13 protein-coding genes are annotated in these 14,201 nt (G+C 71.2%); 1 reads left to right on the forward strand and 12 read right to left on the reverse strand.

All coding sequences use genetic code 11. The features are described from left to right. Positions 1 to 9 precede the first annotated feature (9 nt). The 8 genes from LHA26_RS10590 to LHA26_RS10625 form a co-directional block, all read right to left on the reverse strand. Positions 10 to 1,194 (reverse strand): molybdopterin molybdotransferase MoeA, encoded by a 1,185-nt coding sequence (locus LHA26_RS10590; RefSeq protein ID WP_252165586.1) that lies wholly within the window; start codon positions 1,192 to 1,194, stop codon positions 10 to 12. Beyond that, the gene (moaC, locus tag LHA26_RS10595) at positions 1,191 to 1,661 is read right to left on the reverse strand and encodes a cyclic pyranopterin monophosphate synthase MoaC (RefSeq protein ID WP_252165587.1); all 471 of its coding nucleotides are present in this window, start codon (positions 1,659 to 1,661) and stop codon (positions 1,191 to 1,193) included. Before moaC ends, LHA26_RS10590 begins: the two co-directional genes overlap by 4 nt. Further along, on the reverse strand, positions 1,658 to 2,440 hold the full coding sequence (trpC, locus tag LHA26_RS10600; protein WP_252165588.1) for an indole-3-glycerol phosphate synthase TrpC: 783 nt from the start codon (positions 2,438 to 2,440) through the stop codon (positions 1,658 to 1,660). Before trpC ends, moaC begins: the two co-directional genes overlap by 4 nt. A 1-nt stretch (position 2,441) precedes the next feature. Beyond that, a complete protein-coding gene (gene trpD, locus LHA26_RS10605; protein WP_252165589.1) occupies positions 2,442 to 3,437 on the reverse strand; it encodes an anthranilate phosphoribosyltransferase in 996 nt (331 codons plus the stop codon). Next, positions 3,434 to 4,036: an anthranilate synthase component II gene (locus LHA26_RS10610; RefSeq protein WP_252165590.1), complete on the reverse strand. Its 603-nt coding sequence runs from the start codon at positions 4,034 to 4,036 to the stop codon at positions 3,434 to 3,436. The genes trpD and LHA26_RS10610 overlap by 4 nt, the downstream gene beginning before the upstream one ends. 44 nt (positions 4,037 to 4,080) lie before the next feature. After that, a complete protein-coding gene (locus LHA26_RS10615) occupies positions 4,081 to 5,463 on the reverse strand; it encodes a methyl-accepting chemotaxis protein (RefSeq protein WP_252165591.1) in 1,383 nt (460 codons plus the stop codon). A 90-nt stretch (positions 5,464 to 5,553) separates the two neighbouring features. Next, complete coding sequence (gene trpE, locus LHA26_RS10620) at positions 5,554 to 7,041, reverse strand: anthranilate synthase component I (protein ID WP_252165592.1); 1,488 nt, start codon at positions 7,039 to 7,041, stop codon at positions 5,554 to 5,556. Continuing rightward, on the reverse strand, positions 7,038 to 8,996 hold the full coding sequence (locus tag LHA26_RS10625; protein WP_252165593.1) for a peptidyl-prolyl cis-trans isomerase: 1,959 nt from the start codon (positions 8,994 to 8,996) through the stop codon (positions 7,038 to 7,040). Before LHA26_RS10625 ends, trpE begins: the two co-directional genes overlap by 4 nt. Before the next feature lie 119 nt (positions 8,997 to 9,115). On the opposite strand from LHA26_RS10625, the gene tpiA reads away from it, so the two are divergent. After that, positions 9,116 to 9,850, forward strand: a complete 735-nt coding sequence (gene tpiA / locus LHA26_RS10630) for a triose-phosphate isomerase (RefSeq protein WP_302897972.1) — start codon at positions 9,116 to 9,118, stop codon at positions 9,848 to 9,850. A 14-nt stretch (positions 9,851 to 9,864) separates the two neighbouring features. Here the strand turns inward: tpiA and LHA26_RS10635 are convergent, their stop codons facing one another. From LHA26_RS10635 to atpD, 4 genes are all read right to left on the reverse strand, one after another. Then, positions 9,865 to 10,737, reverse strand: coding sequence for a class I SAM-dependent methyltransferase (locus tag LHA26_RS10635; RefSeq protein WP_252165594.1), 873 nt, complete (start codon positions 10,735 to 10,737; stop codon positions 9,865 to 9,867). Between the two features lie 72 nt (positions 10,738 to 10,809). Further along, entirely contained in the window at positions 10,810 to 12,294 is a 1,485-nt protein-coding gene (locus LHA26_RS10640) for a TadA family conjugal transfer-associated ATPase (protein ID WP_252165595.1), read from the reverse strand. Between the two features lie 83 nt (positions 12,295 to 12,377). After that, positions 12,378 to 12,644, reverse strand: a complete 267-nt coding sequence (locus LHA26_RS10645) for an ATP synthase F1 subunit epsilon (protein ID WP_252165596.1) — start codon at positions 12,642 to 12,644, stop codon at positions 12,378 to 12,380. Between the two features lie 94 nt (positions 12,645 to 12,738). Next, positions 12,739 to 14,196 carry a F0F1 ATP synthase subunit beta gene (gene atpD, locus LHA26_RS10650; RefSeq protein ID WP_252165597.1) on the reverse strand — a complete coding sequence of 486 codons (1,458 nt, stop codon included), beginning with the start codon at positions 14,194 to 14,196 and terminating at the stop codon, positions 12,739 to 12,741. Between the last annotated feature and the right edge of the window lie 5 nt (positions 14,197 to 14,201).

Here is a 14,201-nt window from a genome sequence, read left to right on the forward strand (position 1 = left end):
ACGTACCGATCAGGCGAAATCGAGCAAAGCCGCCGAGTCGCCGATCGCCGCCGACGGCGCATGGGGGGGGCGGACGATCAGCCCGTCGGCCGCCGCCAGCGCCAGCAGCGCCGCCGAATCCTGTCCATCGGGTGCGAACGCGGTGTCGCCCTCCAGCCGCGCGCGCAGATAGTCCGCGCGCACGCCCGTCGCGGGCAGCGCCGCGCCCAGCCGCACCGTGCGCGGGCGCGGCCAGGGATGGGCGCTGCCGGCGAGGTGCGCGAGCAGCGGCAGCAGGAACAGCGTCGCGGTCACATAGGCGGAGACGGGGTTGCCGGGCAGGCCCAGCACCACCGCGCCGCCGAGGCGGCCGGCGAGCAGCGGCTTACCCGGCCGCATCGCCACCCGCCAGAAATCCAGCGTCGCCCCGGCTTCGGTCAGCGCCGGGCGGATCAGATCATGATCGCCGACCGAGGCGCCGCCGGTGGTGACGATCACGTCTGCCTCGCGCGCGGCCTCGCGGAACGCCTGCGCGATCTGGGCGAGATCGTCAGGGATGATGCCGCGATCCGCCACGATCGCGCGCGGCCCGATCAGCGCCGTCAGCATCGGCGAGTTGGAGGCGGGAAGCTGGGCGCCCGCCAGCGGCGCGCCTGGCGGCACCAGCTCGTCGCCGGTCGCGATCAGCGCCAGCCGCGGCAGGCGGCCGACCGAGAGCGTGCCATGGCCGCCGATCGCGGCCAGCGCCAGCCGCCGCGCCTCGATCCGCGCGCCGGCCTCGATCAGCACCCGCCCCTCGGCGAAATCGGTCGCGCGGGGGCGGATATTGCCGCCCGGCCCGCGCGGCCCCTCGCCGGCCATCACCAGCCGCGTGCCCTCGCGTGCGGCTTCTTCCTGGATGAGCACGCAATCCGCGCCCTCAGGCACCGGCGCTCCGGTGAAGATGCGCGCCGCCTCGCCCGGCGCCAGCGGGCGGCCAAGGCCGCCGCCGGCGGCGCTTTCGCCCACCACGCGCCACGGGCCGGGCCGTTCTGCGTAGCGGATCGCATAGCCGTCCATGGCCGAGAGCGCCGCCGCGGGCTGGTCGCGCCGGGCGAGCACCGGCGCCGCCGCGTACCGCCCGGCGGCGAGGCCAAGCGCGACCGTTTCGGCGGCGAGCGGCGGGGCGAGCGCGAGCAGACGCGCCTGTGCCTCGGCGACGGGCAGCAGGCTCATGCCGCCCGCCACGGGCCCGAGCGACCGCCCGATTTGGCGAGCAGCCGCACCGCCTCGATCGTCATGCCGCGATCCGCCGCCTTCACCATGTCGTAGAGCGTCAGCAGCGCCACCGAGACGGCGGTCAGCGCCTCCATCTCCACCCCGGTGCCGTGGGTGGTGCGCACCGTGGCGGTGGCGGTCACGGCGGCGGGTTCCAGCACCAGCTCCAGCGTCACCCCGTCGAGCGGCAGCGGGTGGCACAGCGGGATCAGATCGGCGGTGCGCTTGGCCGCCATGATGCCGGCGATCCGCGCCACCGCCAGCACATCGCCCTTCGCGGTCGCGCCCTCGCGGATCAGCGTGGCGGTCGCCTCGGCCATGGTGATGCGGCCGCTGGCGGTCGCCTCGCGCGCGGTGCGGGGCTTGTCCGACACGTCCACCATGCGCGCGGCGCCGGCTTCGTCGATATGGGTGAGGCCGCTCACCCGATCAGCTCGGCCGTGGCGCGGGCGAGATCGGGCTGGCGCATCAGCGTCTCGCCGATCAGGAAGCGGCGCACGCCGAGCGCGGCGAGGCGATCCAGATCGGCGCGGGACGCAAGCCCGCTCTCGGCGACCAGCGCGACATCGTCGGGCACGTGGCGCAACAGCCGCTCGGTGCGCGCGAGATCGACGGAAAAGTCCCGCAGATCGCGATTATTGACGCCGATAAGCCGCGATCGCAGCCGCAGCGCCCGGGCAAGCTCGGCCTCGTCATGCACCTCGATCAGCACATCCATGCCGAGCGCGAAGGCGGCGGACTCGATCTCGGCGAGCTGGCCATCGTCGAGCGCGGCGACGATCAGCAGGATCGCGTCGGCCCCGGCGGCGCGCGCCTCGGCCGCCTGCCAGGGATCGACCATGAAATCCTTGCGCAGCACCGGCAGGGTGCAGGCCGCGCGCGCCGCCTCGAGATCGGCCAGCCGCCCCTGGAAATAGGGCGTGTCGGTCAGCACCGAGAGGCAGGCGGCGCCGCCCTCGGCATAGGCGCGGGCATGGGCCGGCGGATCGAAATCCTCGCGGATCAGCCCCTTGGAAGGGCTGGCGCGCTTGATCTCGGCGATCAGCGCATAGCCATCGATCGCCTTGGCGGCGAGCGCGGCGGCAAAGCCGCGCGGGAAGAGCGCGCCGGCGGCGCGCCGCTCCATCTCGGCCTGGGGCGTGGCCGCCTTGCGACGGGCCACCTCCTCGCGGGTGGTGGCGCAGATCTCGGTGAGGATGGTCATGTCAGAAGCCGATCCATTGGCGGAGCAGAAGGCGGGCGGCGCCGCTGTCGATCGCGTCGGCGGCACGCGCGGCGCCGGCGGCGAAATCGCCCGCCTCGCCCGCGACGATCAGCGCGGCGGCGGCGTTGAGCAGCACCGCGTCGCGATAGGCGCCGGCGGCGCCCTCGAGCAGCGCGGTGAGCGCGGCGGCGTTGAAGGCGGCATCGCCGCCGCGCAGCGCGTCCAGCGTGTGGCAGGCGAGCCCGGCCTCTTCGGGCCGCACCCCGGCCTCGCCCTCGCCACAGGCGCCGATCCGCACCGCGCGGCTGCCGCCGGCGATCGAAAGCTCGTCCAGCCCCTCGTCGCCCGAGACGATCATCGCGCTGTCGGTGCCGAGCAGACGCAGCGCCTCGCCCACCGTGCCGATATAGTCGGTGCGCGCCACGCCGATCAGCTGGCGCCGCACCTGCGCCGGATTGCACAGCGGACCGATGATGTTGAAGATGGTGCGCCGGCCGATCGCGCGGCGCACCGGCGCCAGCCGGCCGAGCGCGGGATGGTGGGTCTGCGCGAAGAGAAAGGCGATGCCCAGCCCCTCCAGCGTCTCCTCGGCGGTGGCGGCGGCGCGGTCGAGATCGAGGCCCAGCGCCTCCAGCGTGTCGGCCGCGCCGGCGCGGGAGGAGGCGGCGCGATTGCCATGCTTGGCCACCGGCACGCCGCAGGCGGCGACCACGATCGCCACCGCGGTGGAGATGTTGAGGCTGTGCGCGCCATCGCCGCCGGTGCCGCACACGTCGATCGCGCCGGCGGGGGCGCGGATCGTGCGCATCCGCTGGCGCAGCGCCCGCGCGGCGGCGGCGATCTCGATCGCCGTCTCCTCGCGCAGCGTCAGCTCGGTGAGGAAGGCGGCCACCGCCGCATCGGGCACGCTCCCGTCGAGAATATCGGCGAAGGCGGCCTCCGCCGTCTCGAAGGACAGAGGCGTCGCCGGATCGGGCAGCAGCGCGACGCTGGTCATGCCGCGCCCGCAAGCGCGCGCGGGCTCAGGCCGGCGGCGCGCAGGAAATTGGCGAGCATCGCATGGCCATGCTCGGTGGCGATGCTTTCGGGGTGGAACTGCACGCCATGGATCGGCAGCGTCGCGTGGCGGAACCCCATGATCGTCCCGTCCTCGGCGCGGGCGTTGACGCGCAGCTCGGCCGGCAGATCCGCCTCCGCCACGATCAGCGAATGATAGCGGGTGGCGGTGAAGGGCGAGGGCAGGCCCTCGAACAGGCCGGTGCCGTCATGATGGACGAGGCTGGTCTTGCCGTGCATCAGCGTGGCGGCGCGCGCCACCGTGCCGCCGAAGCTGGCGCCGATCGCCTGATGGCCGAGGCACACGCCGAGCAGCGGACGCCCCGCCGCCGCGCAGGCCGCGACCAGATCGAGGCTGATCCCGGCCTCGCGCGGGGTGCAGGGCCCGGGCGAGATCAGGAAGGCGCTGGCGCCGCTGCTCAGCGCCTGGCCGACCCCGATCGCATCGTTGCGCACCACATGCACCTCGCTCCCCAATTCCTGGAGATAATGGACGAGGTTCCAGGTGAAGCTGTCGTAATTGTCGATGACCAGGATCATGGCGCCGGACTTAGGCCGCCGCCGCGCGCGGAGCAATGCCGCCGTCAGCCCTGATCCTGATAGGCGAGCTGCAAAATGCCCCAATGGCGCCCGCCAATGTGGATGGCGGCGATCACCTGCTTGAGCAGCATCACCCCGCCGCCGCTGATCGGCCGACGATAGGCCTTGAGCACGAACGGCCGGCTGGTGGCGCATTGCTCGCGCTGATCGGGATAATCGAAGAATATGCGATCGCGGCTATATTCGCTGTTCCAGCCGGCATCGTCGGGCCGGCGGGGCTGCGAGCGCTCGGGCATCTGCACCGCGCCGAAGGTGCGCCGGTCGGTCAGCGTCATGCCGAAAAAGCCGGGAAGCCGCCGCGCCGCCTCCTGGCGCGGCCGCGCGGCCGCGACCAGAGCAGGCACGGCGGGATGGTCGAACTGCTGCGGCATGGTGCCCGGCACGGGCTGATAGGCATCGGAGAAGATCGCGTCCGCCGTCAGCCGCCCGGCGGCGGTTTCCGCCTCCAGCGCCGCGCCGATCGCGGCGGCGGTCTCGAGCGCGAAGCGGATATAGGGCGTGTCCGGTATCTCCACCGTGCTTTCGGCGATGATCTGAAGCAGCACATTGGTATCGTCGCTGATCGCGCTGACGCGGCGGCTGAGATCGGTGAGGCCATCGGCATGGGCGCTGGCGCTGGTCGTCAGCGCGCCGATACCGCCGCGCAGGCCGGACACCGACTGGACGATCGATTCGGTCCGCCGCGCCACCGCGTCGCTGTCGAAGGAGAGCCCCGTCATCAGCTGCTTCAGCTCGTCCGACAGCGCCTCGATCTGACGGGTGCCGCTATGCGCCGCGCGCGCCTTGTCGACGCCGCGCTCGATCTTGGCGAGCATCGACCCCGCCTCGCCGGTCAGCGCGTGGATCGAGCGGTCGATCGTCTGGGTGGCGGCGGCGGTCTCGAGCGCGAGCTTCTTCACCTCGCTCGCCACCACCGCGAAGCCGCGCCCCGCCTCGCCGGCGCGCGCGGCCTCGATCGTGGCGTTGAGCGCGAGCAGGTTCACCTGCCCGGCGATCCGCCCGATCGCCTGGGTGACGGTGGCGACCGCCGCCAGCGCCTGGTTGAAATTGCCGAGCCCGGCATGGATGTGGCTCACCTGATCGATCAGCTCGACGACATTGGCGGTGGCGAGCGCCAGCCGCCGCGTCGAATCGTCGATCATGTCGTTGGCGGCGACGGCCTTGTCCTTGGCCTCGTGCGCGGCGGCCGAGGCCGCCTGCTGGTCGCGCTCGAGCTGGTCGGTGTCGCCGCCGATCGCCTGCACCGTCCGCGCCTGCTCGGTCACGCGCTCGGCCAGCGCCTGGATGTCGGCCTGAAGATCGAGCGTGCGCAACCCCAGCGCACCGGAGAGGGTGGCGGCGTGACGCAGCGTGGCGGCGTGAGTCATGACGGGTGTAATCCAGCAACGCAACGGACCGGACCGGCATCGCGGAAAACAGCTAAAGCTCGGTTAAGGAGGCAGAAACCGAGCTGTCGCTCAGGATGCGGCGGCGATCCGCTCGGCCTCGCGCGCGGCGGCGAACAGCGCCCCGGCCTTGGCTTCGCACTCGCGCTGCTCGGCGGCGGGATCGCTGTCGGCAACGATGCCGGCGCCGGCCTGCACATGCATGACGCCGTCCTTCACCACCGCGGTGCGCAGCACGATGCAGCTGTCCATGCTGCCATCGGGCGAGAAATAGCCGACCCCCCCGGCATAGGCGCCGCGCGTCTCGCCTTCCAGCTCGGCGATGATCTGGCAGGCGCGCACCTTGGGCGCGCCCGACACCGTGCCGGCGGGGAAGCCCGCGAGCAGCGCGTCGATCGCATCCTTGCGCGGATCCAGATGGCCGGTGACGTTGGACACGATGTGCATCACATGGCTGTACAGCTCGACCGTGTAGCGCTCGGTGACGCGGACGCTGCCCGGCGCAGCCACGCGGCCGACATCGTTGCGGCCCAGATCGAGCAGCATCAGATGCTCCGCCCGCTCCTTGGGATCGGCGAGCAACTCCTCGCGGCGGGCGGCATCCTCGGCGGCGTCGCCACCGCGTGGGCGCGTGCCGGCGATCGGCCGGATCGTCACCTCGCCGTCGCGCGCGCGGACCAGGATTTCCGGCGACGAGCCGATCAGCGCGAACCCCGGCAGATCGAGGAAATAGAGGAAGGGCGACGGGTTGATCCGCCGCAGCGCGCGGTACAGCGCCAGCGGCGGCAGCGCGAAGGGGCGGGTGAAACGCTGCGCGAGCACCACCTGGAAGATATCGCCTGCGGCGATATAGTCCTTGGCGGCGGCGACCATCGCATCATAGCGGCCGGGCGCGAGCACCGGCGCGGGGGCCTGCTGGGCGGGGGCTTCCGGCGCCGGCGCGGACGGGGCGCCGGCTTCGGGCAAGGGTGCCTTGAGCCGCGCCTGGGCGGCCGCGATCCGCGCCTCGGCCGCGGCGACGCTGCCGCTCTCGGGCCAGACCGGCGCGACCCAGAACAGCTCGTCGGTGAGCCGGTCGAAGATCAGGATCAGCGTCGGCCGCACGAACAGCATATCGGGCAGCGCCAGCGGATTGGGCGCCGGGCGCGGCAGCGTTTCCACCAGCCCCACCGTTTCATAGGCGAAGAAGCCGACCAGGCAGGCGAGCGCCTTGGGCAGCCCCTCGGGCACCGCCATGCGGCACTCGGCCACCAGCGCGCGCAGGCTCGTCAGGCTGTCGGCCGGGCAGGGGTGAAAAGCCTCGCGATCGGCCAGCCAGGTGCGGTTGAGCGCGGCGTGCGCGCCCTCGGCGCGGAACACCAGATCGGGGGCGAGCCCGATCACGCTGTAGCGCCCGCGCGTGCGGCCGCCTTCCACCGATTCGAGCAGATAATCGCCGCGCGCAGGCTCGATCAGCTTGAGCGCGGCCGAGACCGGCGTCTCGGTATCGGCGATCTGCCGCCGCCAGACGATAGCGGGGCGTCCGGCGGCGAGCGCGGCCTCGGCCTCGGCGTCGCTCACGGCGCGGTGGCCGGGGTCGCGCCGAGCATCCGCGCCTTGAGCGCCAGGATCGCGGCCTCGTTGCGCTTCACCCCCACCGCCTTGGCGGCGGCGGTGGCGAGCTGCTGGACATATTCGTCCCCGGCCGCGCCCACCAGATCGCCCCGACTGCCCGCCACCAGCGGCGCCAGCAGCTTGGGATCGGCGGGCACGATTTTGGCGAGCTGGACGATATACCAGCCCTGACCGCCTTCGGCCGGCACCAGCTGCGCGGTACCGGCTGCCATGGTGAAGAGCGCCTTGAGGCTCGCCGGCACCTGCATGCGCGCCTGGGCGAGATCGATGCGGCGGCCCGCGCCGTCGTGCGGCGGCGGCAGCGGCACCGGCGCGGCCTTGAAGGCGGCGGCCATGGGCGTGCCCGCCTTCACCTTGGCGAGCAGCGCCTCCGCGATCGCCTTGGCGCGCTCCGAGGCGCGCAGGGCGGTGAAATCGGCGGCGACCCGCGCCTTCACCTGCGCGAAGGGCAGCGGCGCCGAGCGCAGCACACGGGCGACGGCGAGCAGCGCATAGCGTTCGCCCGGCTGGATCGTCTCGATGCTGGCGCTACCGTCGGTGGCGGCCTGGAAGCCGGGGCGCAGCAGCGGCTGCAGCTCGGCCGGCGGCGTATAGCCGGGCTGATCGGGCGCGAGGCCGGCGGCGGTGAGCGGCTTGGTCTCGACCACGGTCAGATGGTTGCGCGCGGCGAGGTCGGCAAAGCCGGTGCCCTGGTCGAGCGCGTCCTGGGTGCCGTTGATAAGCTTGGCGAGCGCCGCGTCCTGCTTGGATTTGGCGAGATCGCCGGCGATCTGCGGGCGCGCCACGGCATAGGGCGTGGCGGCGACCTTCTCGATCGCGTCGACCTTGACGACATGCCAGCCCAGCGCCGAGCGCGCCGGCGCGGTGATCCCGCCCGACGCCGCCGCGAAGGCGGCATCGGCGACGGCGGGGCTGCTCTGCGCGGCGAACTGGGCTTTCGTCTTCTTGCCCACGGCGATGTCGCCGGCGGCGAAGCCCAGTGCCTTGGCGGCCTCGGCGAAGCTCTTGCCGCCCTTCACGCTGGCGGCGAAGGCATCGGCCTTGGCCTGGCTGTCGAGCACCACCTGCGACAGGGTGCGCGTCTCGCGCGCGCCATATTGGTCGGGCTTGGAATCATAGACCTTGCGGATCTCGGCCTCGCTCGGCGTCGCGGCCGCCGCCACCTGATCGCGCCCGATCAGCGCATAGCGCAGCACGCGCCGCTCCGGCAGCGAATAGGCGGCGAGATGCGCCTTGTAGAAGGATTGCAGCTCGGCATCGCTGGGCGCCTTGCCGTCCTTCATCGCGGCGGCCGGCACCAGCCCGATCGTGCCCTGGCGCTGTTCCACCAGCAGCGCGGCATAGGGACGCACCAGCCCATCGGGCAGGGTGACCGCGCCGCTCGCCGGCAGATACAGCATCTGGCGGATGAGATCGCCCGCGATATCGCGCCGCAGCGCCGGCTCGGCGATATGCTGCTGCGCCAGCGCGGCGCGGAACACCGCCTGGTCGAACTTGCCCGTGGGCCCCTGGAAGGCGGAGATGCCCGCGATCTGCCCGTCCACCTGGCGCGCGCTCGCGGCGAGGCCGATCTTGCGGCCATAGGCCTCGAGCGCGGTGGCGGAGATGGTCTGGTCCACGGTCGCGTCGAAGCCGCCGCCGGCGACGAACTGGGTCAGCTCCACGCCGGGCTGCTGCTGCGCGATCTGCGCATATTGCCGGCGGACGCGCTCCTCCATCTCGGGTACGGTGATGGTGCGATCGCCCACCTTGGCGAGCACGTCGCCGCTCGGCTCGGTCAGCGCGGAGGCGCCGGGCAGCTCATGGGTGAAGACGCCGGTGACGATGAACGCCAGCATGATCAAGGCCAGCAGCCCGAGGGCGAGCTTTGAAGCGAGCGTGCGGCGGAAAAAGGCGATCATGATGTTCCGATTTCGGCAAGAGCAATCAGCCTGCTCCCTTAAGCAACCGCGCCGCGCTCGACAAGCAAGCCGGGCGCCCCTTATCGCGGATCGAAAGCAAGCAAGAAGGGGAGAGGATTGTGACGCCGCTGATCGCCGGTAACTGGAAGATGAACGGATCGCGCGCCGCGCTGGCCGAGCTGGACGCGATCGCCGCCGCCGCCGCCGCGACGCCGGGGGTGGAGGTGGCGATCTGCCCGCCCTTCACGCTGATCGAGCGGGCGGTGGCGCGCCAGCCGGGGCTGCTGATCGGCGGCCAGGATTGCCATGCCGAGCCGCACGGCGCCTTTACCGGCGCCGTCTCCGCCGCCATGCTCGCCGAGGCCGGCGCGCGGCTCGCGATCGTCGGCCATTCGGAACGCCGCCGCGACCAGCACGAGACCGACGCGATGGTGTGCGCCAAGGCCGAGGCGGCGATGGGCGCGGGCCTCATGACCATCATCTGCGTCGGTGAGACCGAGGCGGCGCGCGCCGATGGCGGGACCGAGGCGATGGTCGCGCGGCAGCTGCGCGGCTCGGTGCCGCACAGCGCCGGCGATCATCTGGTGATCGCCTATGAGCCGATCTGGGCGATCGGCAGCGGCCAGACGCCGACCGTGGAGGAGGTGGCCGGCGTCCACGCGCTGATCCGCCGCAGCCTGGCCGGGCTCCTGGGCGAAACCCGCGCGGCCATGGTGCGCATCCTCTATGGCGGCTCGGTCAACGCGCACAACGCCGCGGCGCTGCTCGCGGCGCCGCATGTCGATGGCGCGCTGGTCGGCAGCGCCAGCCTGACCGCCGCCGATTTCGTTCCGATCATCGAGGCGGCGGCCTAAGGGCCGCCCGCGGCTCAGCTGGCGGGCTTGACGAACTTCAGCGTCATCCGGTCGCTCTCGCCGATCGCGGCATATTTCTCGCGATCGGTGTCGCCCAGCGAATAGGTCGGCGGCAGCGTCCACACGCCCTTGGGATGATCGTGATCGTCCTTGGGATTGGCGTTGATCGTGCTGGCCCCGGCGAATTGGAAGCCCGCCGCCATCGCCAGCCGGATCACCGTCGACTGTTTGACATAGCCGTCGGTCTTCTCGCGCGCCGTGTCCATCTGCTCGGGCAGCCGGTGCTCGACGATGCCCAGCACGCCGCCCGGCTTGAGCGCGCGATACCAATCGGCAAAGGCCTGGGGCGCGTTGCCGTCCCCCGCCTGCGACGGATCGCCGAGCAGATTGTGGATGTTGCGGAAGGTGAGCACGAGATCGGCGGTGCCGTCGGGCACCAGCTGGCTGGGCTGGCCGGCGGTAAAGGCGGTCACCTGCGCCTTGCCGTAGCGCGCGGCATCGCCCGCGACGAGCGCGTTGAAGCTGTCCGTCGCCTTGCCCGGGGGCACCGCCGCGACATAGTGGCCGCCGCCGGCCGCGAGATAGGGCGCCAGGATGGCGCTGTACCAGCCGCCGCCCGGCAGCACCTCCACCACCGTCATATCCGGCTTGATCCCGAAAAAGGCGAGCGTCTGGGCGGGATGGCGATAGCGATCGCGGGCGCGATCCTTGTCCGGCCGGCCGGGATCGGCGATCGCCTTGGCCAGCGCCGGATCGGCGGCGACGCGCGGCGCGGCGGGATGGGCGGCGCGGGCGGGCGCATGGCCGGCGGCGGCCGGCTTTTTCGGCGCGGCGGCGAGCGGGGCGAGCGCGGTGGCGGCAAGGGCGAAGGCGATCAGGCGGCGCAAGGCAACTCTCCCTAAAGGACGTCGCCGATGCTGGCCGTTGATCGCGTCCGGCGCAAGCGCCGCGCGCGGCGTCTAGAGGCAGGCCTCGAGAAAGGGCTGGTCGAAGCCATATTGCCGGGCCTTGTCCAGCGTATAGGGGCGCAGGCCGGCGGAGCGGTACTCGCCCATGATCTTGCCGTCCTCGCCCTCGTCCAGATATTCGAACTTGAACAATTCCTGGGTGACGATCACCGGCCCTTCCATGCCGATCACCTCGGTGATGTTGGTGACGCGGCGCGAACCGTCGCGCAGGCGCTTCACCTGCACGATCAGGTCCACCGAATCCGCGATCTGCCGGCTGATCGCCTCCTTGGGCACCTTGATGTCCGACATCATCACCATGTTCTCCATACGCGCCAGCGCCTCGCGCGGGCTGTTGGAGTGGAGCGTGCACATCGAGCCGTCATGGCCGGTGTTCATCGCCGAAAGCATGTCGAAGCATTCGGCGCCGCGAATTTCGCCCAGAATGATGCGATCCGGGCGCATACGCAGCGCGTTCTTGACGAGATCGCGGATCGAAATCTCGCCCTGGCCCTCCAGATTGGGCGGCCGCGTTTCCAGCGGCAGCCAGTGCGGCTGCTGGAGCCGCAGCTCGGCCGCGTCCTCGATGGTGAGCACGCGCTCGCCCGGGTCGATCATCTTGGACAGGGCGTTGAGCATGGTCGTCTTGCCCGAGCCGGTGCCGCCGGAAATGACGATGTTGAACCGGCTGGCGCCGGCGATCTTGAGCGCCGTGGCCATTTTCTGGCTCATCGACCCGCCCGAGGCCATCATATCCAGCGTGATCGGCTTGGCGGAGAATTTCCGGATCGAGATGGCCGTGCCGCGCAGCGACAGGGGCGGGACGATGACGTTGACGCGGCTGCCATCCTCCAGCCGGGCGTCGGCCAGCGGCGTGGTCTGGTCGACGCGGCGGCCGACCTTGTTGACGATGCGCTGCGCGATCTGGAACAGATGCTGCTCGTCGCGGAACCGGATCTGCGACAATTCCAGCCGACCGCGCCGCTCGACAAAGGTCTGCTCGGGACCGTTGACCATGATGTCCGACACTTCGGGATCGGCCAGCAGCTCCTCGAGCGGACCATAGCCGAGCAGCTCGTCGATCAGCACCTTTTCCAGCGCGAACTGTTCGCGGCGGTTGAGGTTGATCTTGAGCTCGGCCAGCACCTCGCTGATGATCGGGCGGAATTCCTCCGCCAGCTCGTCCTTGCCGAGGGTCGCGGCGGCTTCCGGATCGACCCGCTCGAGCAGGCGCGGCAGCACCTGCTCCTTGATCTTGTGGACCGAGGCATCGAAGCCCTCGGCGCGGCTGGCGGCGACCGTTTCCTGGCGGCTGGCGAGCCGCGCCATCGCATCGGCGGCGCTTTGCGGGGCGGCGGCCTCGCCGGCCGGCGCGGCGACGGGGGTGGGCGCGGGCGCGGCGCCCTCGGCGCTGTGCATCGGCCGGGCCACGCCGAAGGCGGGGCGGGCGCCACCATTGGGGCCGTTGGGGCCGCTCCGCTTGCCAAATGCACTCATCGCGCCAAGATCGCTCCGTGTCCGAGACGGAGCCCGATCTAGGGCTTAGTGGTTAAAGCTCGGTAATTCGCGCGGAAACTATATCAGGCAAGGGTTTCCGCGCGTTCGGCCAGCACCGTCAGCCCCTCGGGCGTGACTTCGGCGAAGCCGCCTTCGACGCGGATGCGCGCGCTGACATTATTCTCGCTGGCATAGACGACGAGTTCGCCGTCGCGCACCGTCGCCATCAGCGGGGCGTGGCCGGCGAGCACGCCGAAATCGCCCTCGGTGCCGGGCACCACGACCATATAGACCTCGTCCGAGCGGACCAGCTTTTCGGGCGTGACGAGTTCAAAGTGAAGAGTGGCCATGGCCTATGTCCTGCAATGCGGGGCGCGGAAAAGGGGCAGGGGCGATCGCGGGCCGGGCGGCAGGCGCCGCCGCAGGCCCGCGATCGCGCCGCGCTCAGGCGGCGTCCGCCAGCTTCTTCGCCTTCTCGACCGCCTCGTCGATCGAGCCGACCATGTAGAAGGCCGCCTCGGGCAGATCGTCATGCTTGCCTTCGACCACCGCCTTGAACGAGCGCACCGTGTCCTCGATCGACACGAACTTGCCCGAAATGCCGGTGAACACCTCGGCGACGTGGAAGGGCTGCGAGAGGAAGCGCTGGATCTTGCGCGCGCGGCTGACCGTCAGCTTATCCTCCTCCGACAGCTCGTCCATGCCGAGGATGGCGATGATGTCCTGCAGCGACTTGTACTTCTGCAGCGTCTCCTGGACGGAGCGGGCGACCTCATAATGCTCCTGGCCGACCACCGCCGGGCTGAGCGCGCGGCTGGTGGAATCGAGCGGATCCACCGCCGGATAGATGCCGAGCTCGGAAATGGCGCGGCTCAGCACGGTGGTGGCGTCGAGATGGGCGAAGGAGGTGGCCGGCGCCGGATCGGTGAGATCGTCGGCGGGCACGTAGATCGCCTGCACCGAGGTGATCGACCCCTTGTTGGTGGAGGTGATGCGCTCCTGAAGCGCGCCCATATCGGTCGACAGCGTCGGCTGATAGCCCACGGCCGAGGGGATGCGGCCGAGCAGCGCCGACACTTCCGCGCCCGCCTGGGTGAAGCGGAAGATGTTGTCGACGAAGAAGAGCACGTCCTGGCCCTCGACGTCGCGGAAATATTCCGCGTTGGCGAGGCCCGAGAGCGCGACGCGCGCGCGGGCGCCCGGCGGCTCGTTCATCTGGCCATAAACCAGCGCGACCTTGGAGCCTTCGGAGATCGGATTGCCGTCCGCATCCTTGGCGATCACGCCCGCATCGAGAAATTCGTGGTAGAGATCGTTGCCCTCGCGGGTGCGCTCGCCCACGCCCGCGAACACCGAGGTGCCGCCATGGCCCTTGGCGATATTGTTGATCAGCTCCTGGATGAGCACCGTCTTGCCCACGCCGGCGCCGCCGAACAGGCCGATCTTGCCGCCCTTGGAATAGGGGGCGAGCAGATCGATCACCTTGATGCCGGTGACGAGGATCGAGGTCTCGGTCGACTGGTCGACAAAGGCGGGCGCCTCGGCATGGATCGGGGCGAGCGTGTCGGCGCCGACCGGGCCGCGCTCGTCGATCGGATCACCGATGACGTTGAGGATGCGGCCAAGCGTCTTGGGGCCGACGGGCACGCGGATCTGGCCGCCGGTGTCGCGCACTTCCTGCCCGCGGGTGAGGCCGTCGGTCGAATCCATGGCGATGGTGCGGACGGTGTTCTCGCCGAGATGCTGGGCGACCTCGAGCACGAGCTTGCGGCCCTCGACGCTGGTTTCCAGCGCCGAGAGGATGGCCGGCAGCGGGCCGTCGAACGTCACGTCGACGACGGCGCCGATCACCTGGCTGATGCGGCCTACGGTATTGGTGGTGAGTGCGGGTGCGGTAGCCATGACGT

It is taken from the genome of Sphingomonas morindae (genome assembly GCF_023822065.1).
GTDB classification, from domain to species: Bacteria; Pseudomonadota; Alphaproteobacteria; order Sphingomonadales; family Sphingomonadaceae; genus Solisphingomonas; species Solisphingomonas morindae.

What these genes read in the sequence shown, in the direction of transcription:
- LHA26_RS10590 (WP_252165586.1), bottom strand. Translation starts at nt 1,194, where the DNA reads ATGAGCCTGCTGCCCGTCGCCGAGGCACAGGCGCGTCTGCTCGCGCTC.
- trpC (WP_252165588.1), bottom strand. Translation starts at nt 2,440, where the DNA reads ATGACCATCCTCACCGAGATCTGCGCCACCACCCGCGAGGAGGTGGCC.
- trpD (WP_252165589.1), bottom strand. Translation starts at nt 3,437, where the DNA reads ATGACCAGCGTCGCGCTGCTGCCCGATCCGGCGACGCCTCTGTCCTTC.
- LHA26_RS10610 (WP_252165590.1), bottom strand. Translation starts at nt 4,036, where the DNA reads ATGATCCTGGTCATCGACAATTACGACAGCTTCACCTGGAACCTCGTC.
- LHA26_RS10615 (WP_252165591.1), bottom strand. Translation starts at nt 5,463, where the DNA reads ATGACTCACGCCGCCACGCTGCGTCACGCCGCCACCCTCTCCGGTGCG.
- LHA26_RS10625 (WP_252165593.1), bottom strand. Translation starts at nt 8,996, where the DNA reads ATGATCGCCTTTTTCCGCCGCACGCTCGCTTCAAAGCTCGCCCTCGGG.
- LHA26_RS10640 (WP_252165595.1), bottom strand. Translation starts at nt 12,294, where the DNA reads ATGAGTGCATTTGGCAAGCGGAGCGGCCCCAACGGCCCCAATGGTGGC.
- LHA26_RS10645 (WP_252165596.1), bottom strand. Translation starts at nt 12,644, where the DNA reads ATGGCCACTCTTCACTTTGAACTCGTCACGCCCGAAAAGCTGGTCCGC.
- atpD (WP_252165597.1), bottom strand. Translation starts at nt 14,196, where the DNA reads ATGGCTACCGCACCCGCACTCACCACCAATACCGTAGGCCGCATCAGC.